The sequence below is a fragment of the Veillonella sp. AS16 genome (assembly GCF_000517785.1).
Classification (GTDB): Bacteria; Bacillota; Negativicutes; order Veillonellales; family Veillonellaceae; genus Veillonella; species Veillonella denticariosi.
The window spans coordinates 476,886-495,513 of record NZ_AZYX01000007.1; the positions used below are offsets into that span (position 1 = coordinate 476,886).

Annotated in this window: 22 protein-coding genes; all 22 read right to left on the bottom strand. The window is 41.1% G+C overall.

The features are described 5' to 3' along the window. Positions 1–61 precede the first annotated feature (61 nt). The gene (locus HMPREF1521_RS09080) at positions 62–382 is read right to left on the bottom strand and encodes a hypothetical protein (protein ID WP_232203164.1); all 321 of its coding nucleotides are present in this window, start codon (positions 380–382) and stop codon (positions 62–64) included. A 61-nt stretch (positions 383–443) separates the two neighbouring features. Further along, the gene (locus HMPREF1521_RS09085; protein WP_232203165.1) at positions 444–698 is read right to left on the bottom strand and encodes a hypothetical protein; all 255 of its coding nucleotides are present in this window, start codon (positions 696–698) and stop codon (positions 444–446) included. 307 nt (positions 699–1,005) lie between these two features. Further along, on the bottom strand, positions 1,006–1,860 hold the full coding sequence (locus HMPREF1521_RS02365) for a hypothetical protein (RefSeq protein ID WP_038115352.1): 855 nt from the start codon (positions 1,858–1,860) through the stop codon (positions 1,006–1,008). 9 nt (positions 1,861–1,869) lie between these two features. Continuing rightward, a complete protein-coding gene (locus tag HMPREF1521_RS02370; protein ID WP_232203166.1) occupies positions 1,870–2,223 on the bottom strand; it encodes a hypothetical protein in 354 nt (117 codons plus the stop codon). A 34-nt stretch (positions 2,224–2,257) separates the two neighbouring features. After that, complete coding sequence (locus HMPREF1521_RS02375) at positions 2,258–2,725, bottom strand: hypothetical protein (RefSeq protein WP_051435732.1); 468 nt, start codon at positions 2,723–2,725, stop codon at positions 2,258–2,260. A gap of 197 nt (positions 2,726–2,922) precedes the next feature. After that, positions 2,923–3,246 (bottom strand): hypothetical protein, encoded by a 324-nt coding sequence (locus HMPREF1521_RS02380; RefSeq protein WP_038115360.1) that lies wholly within the window; start codon positions 3,244–3,246, stop codon positions 2,923–2,925. 37 nt (positions 3,247–3,283) lie between these two features. Beyond that, positions 3,284–3,745: a hypothetical protein gene (locus HMPREF1521_RS02385; protein WP_038115362.1), complete on the bottom strand. Its 462-nt coding sequence runs from the start codon at positions 3,743–3,745 to the stop codon at positions 3,284–3,286. After that, positions 3,712–4,266 carry an A24 family peptidase gene (locus HMPREF1521_RS02390; protein ID WP_038115364.1) on the bottom strand — a complete coding sequence of 185 codons (555 nt, stop codon included), beginning with the start codon at positions 4,264–4,266 and terminating at the stop codon, positions 3,712–3,714. The genes HMPREF1521_RS02385 and HMPREF1521_RS02390 overlap by 34 nt, the downstream gene beginning before the upstream one ends. 85 nt (positions 4,267–4,351) lie before the next feature. Next, complete coding sequence (locus HMPREF1521_RS02395; protein ID WP_156924910.1) at positions 4,352–4,798, bottom strand: prepilin-type N-terminal cleavage/methylation domain-containing protein; 447 nt, start codon at positions 4,796–4,798, stop codon at positions 4,352–4,354. 96 nt (positions 4,799–4,894) lie between these two features. Further along, complete coding sequence (locus tag HMPREF1521_RS02400) at positions 4,895–6,070, bottom strand: type II secretion system F family protein (protein WP_038115366.1); 1,176 nt, start codon at positions 6,068–6,070, stop codon at positions 4,895–4,897. 8 nt (positions 6,071–6,078) lie between these two features. Then, entirely contained in the window at positions 6,079–7,098 is a 1,020-nt protein-coding gene (locus HMPREF1521_RS02405) for a type IV pilus twitching motility protein PilT (RefSeq protein WP_038115368.1), read from the bottom strand. Then, a complete protein-coding gene (locus HMPREF1521_RS02410) occupies positions 7,082–8,092 on the bottom strand; it encodes a GspE/PulE family protein (protein ID WP_038115370.1) in 1,011 nt (336 codons plus the stop codon). The genes HMPREF1521_RS02405 and HMPREF1521_RS02410 overlap by 17 nt, the downstream gene beginning before the upstream one ends. 238 nt (positions 8,093–8,330) lie before the next feature. After that, the gene (eno, locus tag HMPREF1521_RS02415; RefSeq protein WP_038115374.1) at positions 8,331–9,617 is read right to left on the bottom strand and encodes a phosphopyruvate hydratase; all 1,287 of its coding nucleotides are present in this window, start codon (positions 9,615–9,617) and stop codon (positions 8,331–8,333) included. A gap of 103 nt (positions 9,618–9,720) precedes the next feature. Next, positions 9,721–11,247, bottom strand: coding sequence for a 2,3-bisphosphoglycerate-independent phosphoglycerate mutase (gpmI, locus tag HMPREF1521_RS02420; RefSeq protein ID WP_038115376.1), 1,527 nt, complete (start codon positions 11,245–11,247; stop codon positions 9,721–9,723). 14 nt (positions 11,248–11,261) lie between these two features. Continuing rightward, entirely contained in the window at positions 11,262–12,032 is a 771-nt protein-coding gene (gene tpiA / locus HMPREF1521_RS02425; RefSeq protein WP_038115378.1) for a triose-phosphate isomerase, read from the bottom strand. A 1-nt stretch (position 12,033) separates the two neighbouring features. Beyond that, on the bottom strand, positions 12,034–13,212 hold the full coding sequence (gene pgk / locus HMPREF1521_RS02430; RefSeq protein ID WP_038115380.1) for a phosphoglycerate kinase: 1,179 nt from the start codon (positions 13,210–13,212) through the stop codon (positions 12,034–12,036). A 13-nt stretch (positions 13,213–13,225) separates the two neighbouring features. Further along, positions 13,226–14,236, bottom strand: coding sequence for a type I glyceraldehyde-3-phosphate dehydrogenase (gene gap, locus HMPREF1521_RS02435; RefSeq protein WP_038115382.1), 1,011 nt, complete (start codon positions 14,234–14,236; stop codon positions 13,226–13,228). Positions 14,237–14,308: 72 nt separating this feature from the next. Then, positions 14,309–15,334, bottom strand: coding sequence for a sugar-binding transcriptional regulator (locus tag HMPREF1521_RS02440; protein WP_038115383.1), 1,026 nt, complete (start codon positions 15,332–15,334; stop codon positions 14,309–14,311). A gap of 207 nt (positions 15,335–15,541) precedes the next feature. After that, the gene (locus HMPREF1521_RS02445; RefSeq protein ID WP_051435733.1) at positions 15,542–15,970 is read right to left on the bottom strand and encodes a zinc ribbon domain-containing protein; all 429 of its coding nucleotides are present in this window, start codon (positions 15,968–15,970) and stop codon (positions 15,542–15,544) included. 26 nt (positions 15,971–15,996) lie between these two features. Then, positions 15,997–16,623 carry a uracil phosphoribosyltransferase gene (gene upp / locus HMPREF1521_RS02450; protein WP_038115384.1) on the bottom strand — a complete coding sequence of 209 codons (627 nt, stop codon included), beginning with the start codon at positions 16,621–16,623 and terminating at the stop codon, positions 15,997–15,999. A 283-nt stretch (positions 16,624–16,906) separates the two neighbouring features. Continuing rightward, positions 16,907–18,139 (bottom strand): serine hydroxymethyltransferase, encoded by a 1,233-nt coding sequence (glyA, locus tag HMPREF1521_RS02455; RefSeq protein WP_038115385.1) that lies wholly within the window; start codon positions 18,137–18,139, stop codon positions 16,907–16,909. A gap of 45 nt (positions 18,140–18,184) precedes the next feature. Beyond that, positions 18,185–18,622: a ribose 5-phosphate isomerase B gene (gene rpiB / locus HMPREF1521_RS02460; protein ID WP_038115386.1), complete on the bottom strand. Its 438-nt coding sequence runs from the start codon at positions 18,620–18,622 to the stop codon at positions 18,185–18,187. Positions 18,623–18,628 lie beyond the last annotated feature (6 nt).

Sequence of the window (18,628 nt, forward strand, 5' to 3'; positions counted from 1 at the left end):
CTATTTCTATTCATTATCTATAAAATTATAATAACATAAACGAATGAAAAAAGGCTTGAGTCTATTTATCGGACTTTATCATACATTGCACATATACAACATTGCCCTTTCGCTCAATATCTGCTATTTCTATATGATGTTGAGATTCTGCTTTCTCGACTGAATTCAACCAATTAAATAGACTTTCCGTACTGCCCAGCAACGTTAATTCCAGCATTTTTTCATGTTCCACCGTACTCACAATCATTAAGGGTTCGCCTCGCAAAGATTCCAATATCTGTTCATGAGACGTATCTTCATATTGAAACCGCATCAATAACTCGGCCTCTTTAGAGGTTAAATAATCAGATTTAACCTGCATATTTATAGTATATAACTCCATCTGCTCCGCTATGGAATATTGATGATTATAAAAATATACATATCCATATAGACAGACTCCGCTAAGGATTATCCAAAGCAGAAGCGCTCCCATGATTTTCTCCACCGGTAGCGTTGTGCTCGCCTTCAGATCCATCCATATGGAATGTATATTTTCCTTTATTCGCTTTAACTGTTCCATGACACTCAATTTTCGTCAATCGATGTTGAACATTATCCAAAAAAGCTCGACACCGTTCATCACTTATGCCCTCTCCATCAATGGATATATGCCCGTTCTTATACGCAAGATGATTTAAACTTATTTCTTGATTCATCGCCAGATCTAATATACAAATTATAACGGCATTATGTGAAAAACCTTTATCGCGTTGCAATATTTGATTACGCAAAGACATTACCGTATCATACTTTTGCCGTACGTCCACATACTGTCTATTATTTTTCACATCACACCACTGACCTACCTGATTCCGATAGGACTGATATGAAGTGATACATAAATAGATCGATATACAGCCTAACAGGAAAAATACAACACTTAATATATACCCTAAATATCGATACCTATGCCAAAAACTGTGCCATTGCAAAGAACGGGGCATAAGATTGATTAATTCATTATTACCATCCCTGACCAATCCACTTTAACCCCCTTGCCGCCATGCCTATGGCCATATCCCAATCAAGACATCCGATCTGGCATCGATTCCGGCCACGTCCTAACAATAGCAGAGGTATATATTCTATATCACCATACATATCTACAATAGAATTCAATTCACGCCATTTCTCCGTAGTAAGGTCTTCAGTTCCATAAAAATGAACTCCTTTAATTTCATCTATACCGAACTGCTGTAATTTCTCCTCGAGTCTTAAAATAGCCTCTTTTATATCTGATTCCGTTATAGGAACGATAACGTCCTGTACAGATACATCCTTCCACCAAGCCCATAAATGCATACCTTCCGGCTCTACAATCCCGGTTATGATTCCACTGCGTTGCATATAACTGTAACATATCGGTATAGGCCACCCATCAATAACATCTACCGGCGCATACGTATCCCGTATCCCCTGCTTCAATAACTCCAAATCATGCCGATCAACAGCCACCATGAACATGTAATAATTATGTCGTGGATATTCTCGACGACATGCATCCATTTGAAAGCAATCGCCATCAAAATCAAAATAGTCATCCACATTCCATTTAATAAATTCCTTCACATCAAAATCATGCGGATCATAAGCGGCCATATGCATTTGTGTCTTTATATCCGCAACAATACTATACTCTCCGTCATCTAAATCATAAGTTTCAATAAAATTTGCTACATCTTCATCAATGGAGCCGGTTCGTTTCATTTCAAGCGCATCGGTAATTACCATGGTTTTATTTTCAATATGTGCCGTTACACCGACGATTCTCTCATCGGTTACACATAGTCCCGCATGGACCTTTTTCTTTTCTTTCATATGTTCTCCTCAGTATGGTTTTATAGAAACTACATGCATATGATGATTTGTATCAACCGTAACATACATATGAATTCGACTGCTAATTTCATATGATTTTATCCTGCCGTAACTGATTACATGTCGTGGTATATCTTTACGCTTATCAGCCTCAATATAAATCGTGCAATCCTTATCATCAACAACCGATAACGGCTCATTAAAATCCCATCCATTCCCGGATTTACAATAGCCGACAAACCAGTGTGCTCCCCGTTCAGCTGCATAATGAGCCTCTTCAAGATGTAATTCATCCATTGTATTACTTTCACATATTTGACCTATATGAAGCCCGGTAAAAGCCACCAGCAATAAAAAAGTCATCGATAATATAGCCACATATGTAATGAATCCCGCATTATAAGTCTCTGTGTTCACTATCGCCCTCGTTCTCATCATGTATATACCAATTAAATATCGTCCCTCGACCTGTAGCCACTTCATAACCGGCTATACCGCCATAGCCCTCGGTATATGATTTTTCTTTAGCAAACCGATTATTAATGAACCAATGTAAATGAACCACACCGTACTCATCCATCGCAAATCCTTTATCCCGCGTATGATCTAAATGTCTTTTATCCGCAGTTCCGATAATGCGACTACCGCTGACAGGTTGTAAACTGCCGTCCGTTAGTTTACGATACAATGCATGTCGACGAATAACGAATGTAGTTCTTTTATTATCATGAATCATAAGGCTTTGATTGGCATCCTCAACCGTTACAGGAGCCTTATTCCACATTATATGGGCTACTACCATACGTCGTGTATAACGACCATCCTCCATCATCGATACACTATCGAGCAGCTTGGCATCCCACATGACAGCATAAAATATGACGCTCAACAGAATCGACAATATAATTGTAGAGATGGTTATACTGATAACAGTTGAGTATAAAATAAAGCCTGCTTGTTTATTTTTTTTTAAGACCCTTCTCATAATACTTACAATTCATATATACATCCTTTCAAGAATATAATTCATATCCATACAACTCATAGGTTATATACCTAGTTTCAATGTTCAATATCCGTACACAATGTATAAACAATGTGTCCGTTATCTAACGCCTGTACGGTTATATGCTGCATAGGAACACCTTTTATATCAATAAGCGCAGCACCTTTTCTGTAAGTTATGTTCATCCCGTTACTGATAATAAACTGTGACGGATAATCTCCGGCGGTAACATGTCCCGTTTTATAATATTCACACTTAGCCTCCTCCAAATATGTAAGAGTATCTTGCAAAATATGATCCCAATAGTAAGCCCGTTGAACAGAAAGACTTGCTAACCAGAACACGGACAATACGACGGGCAAAATAAATAGGATGATCATGGCTGATGCAAGTGCATCTCCATATAGAAAACCCGAATCAGTGAATTTCCTCCCACCGTATACGCCCCGTTTGTACAGATATCCAGATGCGATTTTTCTCACCACTTTCCTTATCTAATAAAACTATTTCCGTCTCATCATACGGTAAACCGAAAGCGGAAAAGGAAATCGTCGTTAAGGACCTCTGACTTTCAATTGACGTTGGTAACTGTATATCAACGGTATGATGATACATATCTTCCGCAATGGTGTATTTATTCTTATGCAGTACAAATGTCATGTGACCCAAGCGATTGGACTTATGCCCCAGCATAGACCATAACTGTACCTTTTTAATCATACATACGACCTCTTGTGTAGCTCCATTAAGAGTATAACGAGACGGCGTCGTCATCATAGGCATAGTTAGCGTGGCAATGAGTATTACTAAACCGATGGTAATAACCCACTCCACAAGTAGAGCACCTACCCTTGGCCCTTTAAGCTGACGAGTATCCATCTATACAATACCTCCATGTAACTCCCGCAGTGTAATGCACACCATCCGCCAAAGCATAGAAAGGGACCAAACGGTATATATCGTTTCTTATAGCCGCTCAGTAAGAGATAGAGTGAACCTGAGCAAAACGCTATGTAGAAGAAACAGATTAATTCCCACGGCGTCAACCATGTAGCGATAGCACAAAACCACTTTACATCACCTAGACCAAATCCCTTGTGACTGATATAGCGTATAAGTAATGTAATGAGGCCAACTACACAAACACCTGTAAGAACGTTCACTAAACTATAATCATTTATATAGCTGTATATACATCCTCCTATGGCAAGAATAACTGCACCTTCATCAGGCAGTATATAGTAATGCATATCGATGGTAGCACCTGCTAAGAGTATGAGTGAAAACACTGCATATAAAGCAACGTGAATATAAGATACTGCCTGTATACAAAACCATAGAGGGAGCATTATGGATGCTACATATATAACTAACGCGATAATATACTGTGTCCCTTTCATAAGCCTATCCTTATCAGACAAATACGAACTTACACATTATTGAAACTTAACAACATACAATCATCTTTACAATTTCAGCCATCCATCATGGTGTATTTGGAGCGGTAACGACGACAGATTTACCTGTATTACCGCTTACCTGTTCATAACTGATAGTATATTCCTTGCCTTTTGATGTTTTTACATGTTCCGTTAAATACCCTTCCTTATATAGACTTTCAACAGTCGGCGGTGTCTCTATGTTCTTGTCGATCATATACAACTGAGTGGCATTTTTAATAATCTGAATATCAGCAGTTTCCTTAGCCGCTTTAGCTTTATCCGCCGCGCTCATAAACTGTGGCATCGCAATGGCCGCCAATATTGCAATAACAGCAACCACCACCATTAATTCCACCAAGGTGAACCCGCCTTTGCGCGATCTTTTAAGGTCCTGCTGAACATGACCTAACTTCAGATGACTCACAACCCATTGACTACAGCGATGTAATCTTTCATCAACTGTATTGACAAACCGTAACATGTAATTCATACTATTCTCCTTTTCATTTCACACAAAACTCTTTTCTTTACGATAACAATTGTTACTCCTAATCAAAATAAACCTGCATAAATAACGATATGTCACTCAATATCCGCTGAGAGATGAAATTGACGTAAACAACGGATACATAACAGATACGACGAGTACAGCTACACCAATCCCCATAACCGTTAACAGAATAGGCTCCAACAGTCTCTCCAAACGCCCTATATACTTTGACAATATCAACTCGTAATAGCGACCGCAGTGATTCAACATCGTTACGAGCTCGCCACTTTCCTCTCCGATAGATACCATTTGCCATATGAAAGTATTCCCTATATGTGCAGCTTCTAAACTTTCATATAAAGAGTGACCGCTTAACAGTTCTTTTTTTACGTATTCACTGCATTCACGACCATATAGATTAGGCCATAAAGGTTGGGTGATCTCTACAGTTTGAATAATAGAAAGCCCCGCCTCCAACAACAATGCCCAAATCTTGAGCATACTCGTATAATACATACAGGTTAACCATTGATGACGATGAGCCAGTTGCCATAACCTACGATGTACTGCATGCCGTATACGATTTTGTTTATAGCCCCACAGGATACAGACGGCACCTAGAAAATGAATACCTATTGCCATTGTCGGATGATCCTTTAACCCTTGTCCTAATGCAAATAGAGCTCTAGTCATCATCGGTAATTCAATATGCATGGTCTCAAACACCTTCTGAAAGGACGGAATGATAAACAATACGGTGACAAAGAAAAATAAATTCATCAGAACCAAGAGAAATGCCGGATATGAGATAGCGCTGATAATCTTTTGACGCAGTTGCCGTTCCCATTCATAATGATGTGAAATATACCGCAGACTCTCTCCTAGCGTACCCGATGCCTCTCCGCTCTCAAGCAGAGCCAATGCGATAGGCGGACAACCTTCATTCCGAAACGCCTGAGACAAAGGTTGCCCTCGCTCAATTGATTCGTAAAGAGCCCTGTACACTAGTGCTCTACGACCATTACATAGCAAATGCAGAGCGCGTCTCAAAGGAACACCGGACTCTATCAGTAATCCCAACTGATAAGTTATATCGGCCACCACTTCATGACTCCATGATTGCACCTTTGATTTTTCTTTGCGGTTAATACGATAAATCCGGAATCCGTCACGTTTTAACCGAAGTACTATTTCTCGTTCGGATTCACCCCACAATACACCTTTTACGGTTTCATCCGCATCATTTCTTACTACATATTCATATGCATCCATGCTTACTCCTATGACAATTGCTGATCGAGTAAAGAATGTAACTGCTGATATCCACCGTATTGAGCTTTTACATCGCGCACCGACATTTCCAACGTCTTCATGGGCATCTGTGTTTCCTGTATGGAAACAATTTGCGGCTCTTTTCGGGTCCGTATAAGATTAGCCACCGCATGCGTATTTAATAAAATATCTCGAATCGTAATGAACTGTTGGTTCCACCGTAATAACCGTTGACATATTACTGCACGTAACACTTGAGAGATTTGACTGCGCACCTCTTCTTGTTGTTCACTTGGAAAAAGTGAAATCATTCTATGTACAGCCATTACAGCCCGTTGTGTATGCATCGTAGCCATTACCAAGTGACCCGTTTCAGCAGCATGCAAAGCCGCCTCCAGGGTTTCCCGATCACGCAGTTCGCCTACCATAATCACATCAGGATCTTCACGCAGCGCATCCCGTATTCCTGAGGACATAGAGATGATGTCACAACCCAATTGGCGTTGATGGATAAGGGATTTCTGCGCAACAAACTCGAACTCGATTGGATCCTCCAGTGTAATAATGTGTTTTTCCATCGTTTGATTAATATAATCAATGCAACACGCTAAGGTATAGCTTTTACCGCTACCCGTAGGGCCGCATACCAGAAGCAATCCGTCATGAGCGGCACATAAATTTTGCAATAACTTGCCTTCACCGGTATCATCCAATCCCAATTTATGGTGGCATAAAAGTCGCAACGTGCCGCATATGATGTGATTGGCACGATATAAATGAACCCTGATTCGTACGCCGCAGCAGGAGCATGCTTCGTCTAAAGACTGCCATTCGTCAGTTTCTATACCGCATCGCTGTAAGATATCCTCAATGAGTTCGGTTGTACAAATCGAATGTGTCGGCTTTAATCCGTCTCCACTTCGCAAATAAATCAACTGTCCACATTGTAAGTGAATATCTGTAGAAGATTTATCCAAAGCTTGCTGCACAATACCTTCAAGATCAACTATCTCACAACAAGAGTCCACAACGATGCACCTCCTCCAAAGATGTTATATGTCTCTGCACTGCATCATTTGCGGAGTCCTCAAGAGATAATAATAGATGAGACGCCAGATTATCCCAATCAGCCTCATTAAGAGGTATCTCCAAATACTCAAATAAAGCAGTTCTACCATGATATACAGTTCCATCAAAACGTCTGACTAAACGCTGTGCGACGGCACCTATTAAAGTAGCCCGAATCAAATAGGGCTCCACGCCCATATCCATAAGCCGTGTGACAACGCCCATAGCAGTATTGGTGTGAATTGTAGAGAGCACACGATGTCCTGTCAAAGCCGATTTAACGGCTAATTCGGCAGTCTCCCGATCTCGAATTTCTCCAATCATAATCGTATCCGGATCCTGACGCAGTACTGAGCGCAGCCCTTTGGCAAAGGTAAAACCGATTTTCTCATTGATACCGATTTGAATGGCACCTTTAATTTCCGCCTCAACCGGATCTTCCAGACAGATGAGCTTCGTTTCACGTAAATTAAGCATTCGCAACATAGAATATAATGTGGCTGTTTTACCACTGCCCGTAGGACCGCAAATTAACATGAGCCCATACGGTCTTTGCAGTAATTTTTTTATATGTTCAAAAATATGCTGCGGCATACCTAACGCTTCAAGACTTTTATGGCTCCCTTCATTTCCCATAAGACGGCACACTACAGTTTCACCATACAGACTGGGGAGTGTGGAAACGCGCATCGTTACAGATTCATTGCGATGCTTCCATACCCACCGTCCATCTTGAGGTAATCGCTTCTCACTGATATCAAGAGCGCTACATACCTTAATTCGATTTAATACGAGATCCGCCTCCTCATCAGGCAGTGTCATATGCGTCTGTAATAAACCATCTTGACGAAACCTGACATACACACCTTCTTCCATCGGATCAAAATGAATATCGCTCACATTATGTTGCAAAGCACATAGAATAATATCATCCAACGTTACATCTACATACATGGTCACCTCCTAAACCTTGCGGTATGTTTTTACCTCACCCTAACGTATGGCGTATATTGTTTCGACACAATATCTTAAATTCCTCTTTTATTTCTAAAAATCCACGAAGCGAAAAATTATAACTTTCACACAAATAAAAAAGCGCCCCGAAGGGCGCTGGTATCAGCATATTCTTGCCTAATACTGTTAAACGGAACTAAATTTAACAGTAACTGGATAATTTAAGTTATTATATCTGTTATTTTTTCAAATTATAAAAGACATCATTACCTTTATATTGAGCTGTTTCATACAGCATTTCTTCAATGCGCAACAACTGATTGTACTTCGCAACACGCTCAGAACGAGCCGGTGCACCTGTTTTAATTTGACCGGCATTGACGGCTACTGCAATATCTGCAATGAAGGTATCTTCAGTTTCACCGGAGCGATGAGATACAACACATGTATAACCGGCACGTTTAGCGAGTTCCATTGCATCAAAAGCCTCTGTAAGCGTACCGATTTGATTTACTTTCACCAAAATGGAATTGCCTACACCGAGTTCAATGCCTTTTGCCAAACGTTTTGTATTCGTTACGAACAAATCATCTCCAACAAGTTGCACACGACCACCAAGGCGGCCTGTCAATAATTTCCAACCGTCCCAGTCTTCTTCGGCAAGACCGTCCTCGATAGATACGATTGGATATTTGCCCACAAGGTATTCGTAGAACTCGACCATTTCAGTTGCAGTTTTAACTTTACCTTCTCCGGCCAAGTTATATTTTCCGTCTTTATAGAATTCAGAAGATGCGGAATCAAGTGCCAATTTAAAATCTTTTCCGGGTTCATAACCGGCAACTTTAATAGCTTCACAAATAACCTCTAACGCTTCTTCATTAGATGCCAAATTTGGAGCAAAACCGCCTTCATCACCTACAGCAGTGCTCAAACCTTTTTTATTCAACACAGATTTTAATGTATGATAAACCTCTGCACAACTGCGAAGGGCTTCACTGAAAGATTCAGCCCCTACAGGCATAATCATGAATTCCTGAATATCCACATTATTATCAGCATGAGCGCCACCGTTTAAAATATTCATCATCGGCACAGGTAATTCTTTTGCATTAAATCCGCCCAGATACATGAATAACGGCAAGTCCAGAGACTCGGCAGCGGCGCGAGCAACCGCCATGGATACACCTAAGATGGCATTAGCACCGAAATTGGATTTATTTTCCGTACCATCTAGTTCCAGCATCAGATTATCGATAGCCACCTGTTCTGTAGCATCATAACCGATAAGAGCAGGTCCTATTTTTGCATTTACATTATCGATGGCTTGCAATACGCCTTTTCCGTTGTAGCGATTTTTATCACCATCCCGTAATTCTACAGCTTCAAACATCCCTGTGGATGCTCCGGATGGAACAGCCGCAGTAGCAATAGTACCATCCTCCAAACATACTTCTACTTCAACGGTTGGATTACCACGAGAATCCAAAATTTCTCTTGCCACGACTTGCTCAATTACTGCCATGTTGTCACCTCATATAAAATACTATTATCAAAATACAGATGTATCATTTCTATAACCCAGAAATTCAATTCACCTGCGTTCATATAAAACAATATCTGCCTTATTAAGATTTACGCAATAAGCTATGCCCCGTCATCGATGCAGGTTTATTAATTCCGGCTAAATCCAGCAATGTCGGCGCGATATCACAGAGCTTACCCGCTTCTAAATGGTCTGATTTATGTTCATCACTGACCAAAATGAGCGGTACCAGATTCGTTGTGTGTGCCGTATGAACCTTACCGGTTTCATGATTCACCATAACCTCCGCATTCCCATGATCCGCTGTAACCAGTAAATGTCCATGTTTACTGCGAATGGCCGCTACAATTCGTACCAAACATGAATCTACAGCCTGAACGGCTTTAACCGCCGCCTGAAAACTGCCCGTATGTCCGACCATATCAGGATTCGCAAAATTAAGAATGATCATATCATATCGAGACGATTCAATAGCCTCTACGACACGATCCGTCACCTCATAAGCGCTCATTTCCGGTTGCAGATCATAGGTTGCTACCTGCGGCGACTTCACCAAGATTCGATCTTCACCATCAAAAGGTTCCTCTTTACCGCCATTAAAGAAGTATGTCACATGAGCATACTTTTCCGTCTCCGCAATGCGTAACTGACGATAGCCGCCCGTACTCAACACTTCCCCCAGTGTTTCCGGCAACGTATCCTTTTCATATACGATATGTACCGGCAAGCCGTCTTCATACTTTGTCATTGTTGCCATATAAATGGACAACGGTTCACGCTGAAAGCCGTCAAATTCCGGTAATACCAATGCTTTGGTGAGTTCACGTCCCCGGTCGGGACGGAAATTACAGAAAATTACCGCATCTCCATTCTTGATGGTTCCCTCATGATCAATAACGGTAGGGATAACAAATTCGTCCGTCACATCTTTATCATAAGACTGTTGTACCGCTTCACAGGCGGATGCTGCCGTTTCACCTTGACCATTCACAATAGCATTATAAGCCAATTCTTCACGGTCCCAGCGATTATCACGATCCATTCCATAATAACGCCCGCTGACTGTGGCAATCTTACCGCAATGAACATCCGCCATATAGGATTCTAACTCTTTCAGGTAAATCTTCGCACATTGTGGTGCCACATCACGACCATCAAGCAGAGCATGTACATATACCCGCTCAATGCCATTATCATGAGCACCTTTAATGACCGCTTTAATATGCTCTAGCGAACAATGGACATTACCGTCAGAAACAAGACCGATAATGTGAAGACTTTGCTTTTTAGCCACTTTATACAATTCCTTCATAACAGGACGCTTGTAAAAGTCACCGGATTCCACATCTTTTGTGATACGTGTCAAATCTTGATATACGATACGACCGGATCCGAGGTTTAAATGACCTACCTCAGAGTTTCCCATCTGTCCATCCGGCAAGCCTACAGCAAGCCCTGAAGCCTCTAATGTTGTATGAGGATACATATCCCATAATTGATTAAAACAGAACGGCTTCGCCTGTACGACAGCATTGGTCTTATCTAATTGATCCCCCATGCCAAAGCCATCCAAAATAACCAGCATAACCGGGGCCTCTAATTTAGCCATTTTAATACCTCTTATCAGACGTCCGCCATATTAGCCGCCTTAATGATTTCTACAAAGTCATCCACCACGAGGGATGCACCGCCTACAAGGGCTCCATCGATATTAGGCTGCCCTAAAATTTGTTTGCTATTATCCGATTTTACACTGCCGCCATATTGAATGCGCACTCTATCCGACACATCATGACCATATACGGATCGGATGTAATCCCGAATGGATTTACATACAGTTTCCGCTTGAGCTGCCGTCGCCGTTTTACCGGTCCCGATGGCCCATATAGGCTCATACGCAATAATCAACTGGCTCACCTGTTCTTTAGGAATATCCTGTAAAGCACCCTTTAATTGAGACGTTATCCACTCCAATGTGTGTCCCGCTTCGCGTTGCTCTAAGCTTTCACCGACACAGACAATAGGTATCAAATTATGACGAAAGGCACTCTTAATTTTCGCATTCACAGTTTCATCCGTTTCACCATAATATTCACGGCGTTCAGAATGACCGATAATCACATAAGATACCCCCACCTCTGTGAGCATAAGCGGAGAAATCTCACCGGTAAAAGCACCCGCATCATGGTAGTCCATCGTTTGCGCCCCTACTTCAATCGCCGTGTTTCGCGTCAATATAACCGCACGTTCAAGGGCTGTGAAGGGAGGGCATACCACCACATCACAGGACAGATCCATACCTTCTAAGACGTTATTGAACGCTTCAATTAATATAGATCCTGATGCGATTGTACCATTCATCTTCCAATTTCCCGCAATAATAGGTTTTCTCATATTATGCCTCAGTCAATGCAGCAATACCCGGTAGAATCTTGCCTTCCAGGAATTCAAGCGATGCACCGCCACCGGTGGAAATATGACTAATCTTATCTGCTAAACCACTCTTTTCAATAGCAGCCACAGAATCACCCCCGCCGACGATAGTCATCGCGTCAGATTCAGCTACAGCTTTCGCTACCGCATTAGTACCGGCTGCAAAGTTTTCCATTTCAAATACGCCCATAGGGCCGTTCCAAATAATCGTTTTCATCGGGGCCAATGCCTCTGTGTAAAGTTCACGTGTTTTAGGTCCAATATCTAAAATCATCCAGCCATCCTCAATCTGATCCACATCGACGATTTTAGTATTAGCATCATTGCTGAAAGCATCGGCCACCACCGCATCTACAGGTGTTAACAGTCTAGCACCTGCCACACGTGCTTCCATCACAAGATCTGTCGCAATCGCTTCCTGCCCTTCTTCAAATAAGGAGTTGCCGATATTACAGCCTTGAGCTTTAATGAAAGCATTAGCCATGCCGCCACCGATGATCATTACATCCACCTTAGGCAATAAATTCGAGATAACAGAAATCTTATCAGTTACCTTAGCACCGCCTATAATAGCCGCCATAGGTGTTTTAGGATGTACAACAGCTGCGCTTAATGCATCGATTTCTTTTTTCAATAAGAAACCTGCACCCATAGGAATATAATCAGCAATACCGACTACAGATGCCGCATTGCGATGAGATACACCGAAAGCATCATTGATGGCCACATCGGCCAAAGACGCCAACTGTTTTGCGAACGCAGGATCGTTTTTAGTTTCTTCGTTGTGGTACCGCAAATTTTCAAGCATCAACACATCACCGGGTTGTAACGCTTTTACAGCTTCTTCCACCTTTGGCCCGATACAATCATCCACGAATGCTACTGGCTTATTGATGAGACCAGATAAATGCTTAGCACATGGGGCCAAGGACATTTCCGGTTTGCGTTCCCCCTTTGGGCGACCGAAATGTGATGCGAGGATAACCTTTGCGCCCTTTTCAATCAGATAGTTTATCGTCGGTAAAGCACTACGAATACGCGTATCATCAGTGATGACACCGTCTTTCATAGGCACATTAAAATCAACACGTACAAATACTGTTTTATTCGCTACTTGTAAATCCTCAATTGTCTGTTTCATAAAAGCCTCCCGATTATAAGCCTTTACTTGCCACGAATGCAGCCATATCGATAAGACGTTCAGAGTAGCCCCATTCATTATCATACCAGGAAACAATTTTCACCAAATTACCGTCCATAACCATCGTCAAATCAGCATCAACGATGGAACTGCGTGGATCAGAGCCGAAATCACAGGATACCAATGGCACATCGGATACGCCAAGGATCCCCTTTAATTCTCCGGCAGCAGCCTTACGGAATGCTTCGTTGATTTCTTCTTTAGTAGCCGGTTTTTCAAGTTCGCACACGAGATCAGTGGCGGATACATCCGGAGTCGGTACACGCAATGCGAAACCGTCAAGTTTGCCTTTCAATTGAGGCAATACCTTAGCCACAGCCTTTGCCGCACCGGTTGTAGTAGGGATGATAGACATGGCCGCCGCACGGGCACGACGAGGGTCTTTATGGCGCGCATCAAGAATTTTCTGATCGTTAGTATAGGAATGAATTGTTGTCATCATTCCGCGTTTAATACCGAATTCATCGCACAATACTTTAGCAAATGGAGCCAAGCAGTTTGTTGTGCAAGATGCATTAGAGATAATGTGATGTTTTGCAGGATCATACATATCCTGGTTAACGCCCATAACCATCGTTAAGTCTTCGTTTTTACCAGGTGCGGAAATCAACACTTTTTTAACAGTCGGTTGATTCAAATGAACCTTTGCTTCCTCAGCATCACGGTATTTACCGGTACATTCCATAACGATTTCTACGCCCTCTTCAGACCAAGGCAATTTGGAAGCATCACGGTCGTGGAATACACGAATTTTCTTACCATCAACATAGATGTTATCATCATCAAATGTTACTTCATTAGGAATTGTGCCATGTACGGAATCGTATTTTAATAATAATGCGGTACCTTCATTGTCCCCGGTTGCATTAATAGCCACTACTTCCACATCAGGATTGTTAATCGCTGCACGTACTACACATTTACCGATACGACCAAAACCGTTAATACCAACTTTTACTGCCATCGTTAGATCCTCCTAAACAAAAATATAAAAATTTATAGTCTAAATACCTTAAATTATATATATTACAATTTCCTATAAAGCAGGAATCTGTAATAATTGACGCATACCTTCAGCGGCCTGTTCATCGATAATCAGAATGCCTTTTTTACAAGCCCTCATAACTCCGATAATAGCGCCGGCTTTATCTTCGCCTCCCGCTACAGCGATGACATTAGGCACCTCTGCAACATCCGGCAAAGACAAACCGATATTATTTGTTGAATAAATTAAATTGCCTTCAATATCACAGTATTGACCTAAGGCCTCACCTACCGCATGATTTTCTACTAATATTTGACGAATATCATCCCCAATATGACGCTGATCCGCCATGCGCATGGCCGTACCGATACCAAACAGCAACACATCAGTCCTATTGATGAGATCCCCAATCTCCTTAATTTGCGGTTCACAGGTCATGAGCATATGTAATGAATCCTGTGAAAGTCCATCTGGTAAATGAAGCATCTTATAGGTTCCGCGAAGACGTTCAGCAAGTACCGAAGCGATTACATTTGCTTGGTATTCTACAACCTCGCCGACACCGCCTCGAGCCGGCACTACCATAGGCTCCAACGGTAAAAGAGGCATCTCCTCCGCTAATGCCGCCATGGTACTACCACCGCTGATAGCGACAACAGCATTTGGCTTTAACAGCTTCTGTAATAATTTTGAAGCTGTATAACCCAACTTTTTCACCATTAATGTCCCATCTGTGGGTGTAATGATGACTCGATTAATATGAAGCGCCTCAGTCAATCGATGTTCCAATTCACCGATACGATCCAATTCATTCAAAAAATTTCGTAACTTTGGAACAATTGCTTGCCCCTCGTCAGTGAGATAAATCCCAGGTTTATAAATATCCACCAAACCATTGGTGCGCATCAGTTCAATATGACTTCGTACGGTACGCTCCGGCAAATCAGTGACCACCGCCAATGTTCTTCGTCCGATAGGTTCTTCATAAACAAGATGATTTAATATTTTGTATCGTTCCTTTAAGACACTTACAATTTCAGGAACAATACGTTCACACACCATTAGAAACTCGTTCATCGGGCTCCTCCTTTACCCTTTGGCAACCGTTTGAATTATTTCGTCCCATGTGAACAAAATTTGTCCCACTCAAAATAAAAAAACACTTTTACATTTGTATTGTATACCCTATGTAGATTTTATTCAAGTAAAAAATAAAAAACGAAAAACGCTCCGAAGAGCGTTTTTTACTTGAATAATTATTTTTTTAAATGATTAGGATACTCTTCAAAAGACTTTAATTCCATAGGGTTTAGTTGATAGATAATCCCCATTTACCTTATTAATATCTTCAATAATGTTTGCTTTAAATTCAGATAAATCCGACTGACAATAGCGGCACTTAATAGCTTCCTTACGAATAAACTCACCGCAATATGGACATTTCTTGAGATTATTATCTTTAACCATAACACTATCATTAAGTGAAATAGCATGAATTAACGCAACTATCCATAGTAAATTACTATATATCAACCATAAAAAAAAGGAACGTCCTTTTTTATTCGCAATAATTGCTGGTATTAAAAATAAACCAGCAATCACAGGAATCATTGACATAGATTTTGTCCATATTGGATGATAAACAAAATCCATGTACCCATCAACAACAATACAAGAAATAATAAACCCCAATATACATTTTATAATGATCATCTTAATATCCCCCTACAAAATTCCCCCTATTTTGTACCGAAGATGCGATCGCCGGCATCGCCTAAACCCGGCAAGATATATCCATGATCATTAAGTTTTTCATCGAGTGCGGCTACATAAATAGGTACATCAGGATGTTCCCTATTTACAACTTCAACACCTTCAGGTGCGGCTACCAGGCACATGAGTTTAATATTCTTTGCCCCTTTTTCTTTCAACAAGGTAATCGCTGCAGCGGCGCTACCACCTGTTGCCAACATAGGATCTGTAACGATAAAATCACGTTCACCTATATCGGTCGGCAATTTACAATAATACTCTACAGGTTTTAATGTTTCAGGATCGCGATATAAGCCTATATGCCCTACTTTAGCCGTAGGAATCAAGCTTAACATACCGCTTACCATACCAAGTCCGGCACGTAAGATAGGAATGATACCCAGTTTTTTACCTGCAATACGTTTACCGATCATTTTAGTTAACGGTGTTTGCACCTCCACATCTTCAAGCGGTAAAGTACGGGTAATTTCATACCCCATTAGTAAAGTGATTTCATCAAGTAATTCTCTAAAATCCTTAGAACCTGTTTGTTCATCACGCATCAATGTAACTTTGTGTTGAATCAACGGATGTGTCATAACATTAACTTTCATGACGGTCCTCCTATAAAAACAATATACTCAGTTCTCTAAAGGTAGCATTAAACTATCATACCTACTCTACCATAGATTGATAAATCATGCCATATAAATATGTATCATGTAAAAGAGACACATCGTAATGCGTTTAATATGATATACATATTATTTTATAAACCGGACCGATACCAGGATTATATACATAATAAAAGAGGATATGCCTAAGCACATCCCCTTTAAAAATATTCATATGAATTATATCTTAATTGCAATTTATACAAATTTATATAACGAAAGATTAGTATAACGGATATTCCTCACAAAGTGCAGCAACACGTTTACTTGCCTCTTTGTGAACAGCTTTATCTTCAGGATTTTTAAGTACTGTTGCAATAATATCAGCGATTTCTTCCATGTCTTTCACTTGCAGGCCGCGAGTTGTAAGCGCCGGTGTACCTAAACGAATACCGCTTGTTACAAATGGACTGGCCGGATCAAATGGAATAGTATTTTTATTACATGTAATCCCTACTTCATCAAGCAAATGTTCCGCTTCTTTACCGGTAAGACCTGTATTACGGACATCAACAAGCATCACATGTGTATCTGTACCGCCGGATACAATAGTTAATCCTTTTTCTTGTAATGCCGCTGCCAACGCCTTCGCATTATCGATGACCTGTTGTGCATATACCTTGAACTCAGGTTGTAAAGCTTCACCAAGAGCAACGGCTTTTGCAGCGATTACATGCATTAAAGGACCACCTTGAATACCGGGGAAAATTGCTTTATCAATTGCTTTTGCGTATTTTTCTTTACAAAGAATCATCCCGCCACGAGGGCCGCGTAATGTTTTATGAGTTGTTGTCGTTACAATATCAGCATACTCTACAGGATTCGGATGTAAACCGGCTGCAACAAGACCTGCGAAATGAGCCATATCCACCATGAAAATCGCATCTACTTCATGTGCCACATCAGCCATTTTTTTGAAATCGATTTGACGGCTGTAAGCACTACCACCGGCAATAATCAATTTAGGTTTTGCTTCCAGGACAATCTTGCGGAACTCATCATAATCGATTTGTTGCGTTTCTGCATCTACACCATAAGGAACTACATTGAAGTATGTACCGGACACATTAACCGGAGAACCGTGAGTTAAATGCCCCCCATGGGACAAATTCATACCCACAATAGTATCTCCCGGTTGTAATAGTGCAAAATACACACCGAAATTAGCTTGAGAACCGGAATGAGGCTGTACATTAGCATGCTCCGCACCGAAAAGACGTTTTGCCCGTTCGATTGCCAAGGTTTCGATAACATCGACATTTTCACAACCGCCATAGTAACGTTTACCGGGATAGCCTTCCGCATACTTATTTGTCAATACACTACCTTGAGCTTCCATTACCGCTTGAGAAACGAAGTTTTCAGAGGCAATCATTTCCAATTTGTCACGTTGACGTGCCAACTCCTGATTGATAACAGCTTGAATATTAGGGTCTTGTTTTTCTAAGAAACTCATAAGTATCCTCCTCATGTAAATATATGCGTATAAGGTAACGATGTATTACTTCTCTAAGGCTTTAATCTTTTCCACACGGCGTTCATGACGGCCACCTTCAAAATCCGTTGCCATCCAAATAGTAACGATATCCTTTGCAAGGCCGGGACCGATAACGCGTTCCCCCATAGTCAGAATATTCGCATCATTATGGGCACGACTATATTTTGCGGAAAATGAATCATGACAAAGAGCTGCACGTACACCCTTTATCTTATTAGCCGCGATGCCAATACCGATGCCGGTACCGCAGATCAGAATGCCCCGGTCCATTTCACCGGATACGACGGCGTTAGCTACCGGTACGGCAATATCGGGATAATCACAAGATTCCGATGTATATGTACCGAAATCTTTCACGTCATGACCTAAATCAGATAATAATTCTTTAATCTCTTCTTTTAAATGTAATCCACCGTGATCACAGCCGACAGCAACTTTCATATTTTC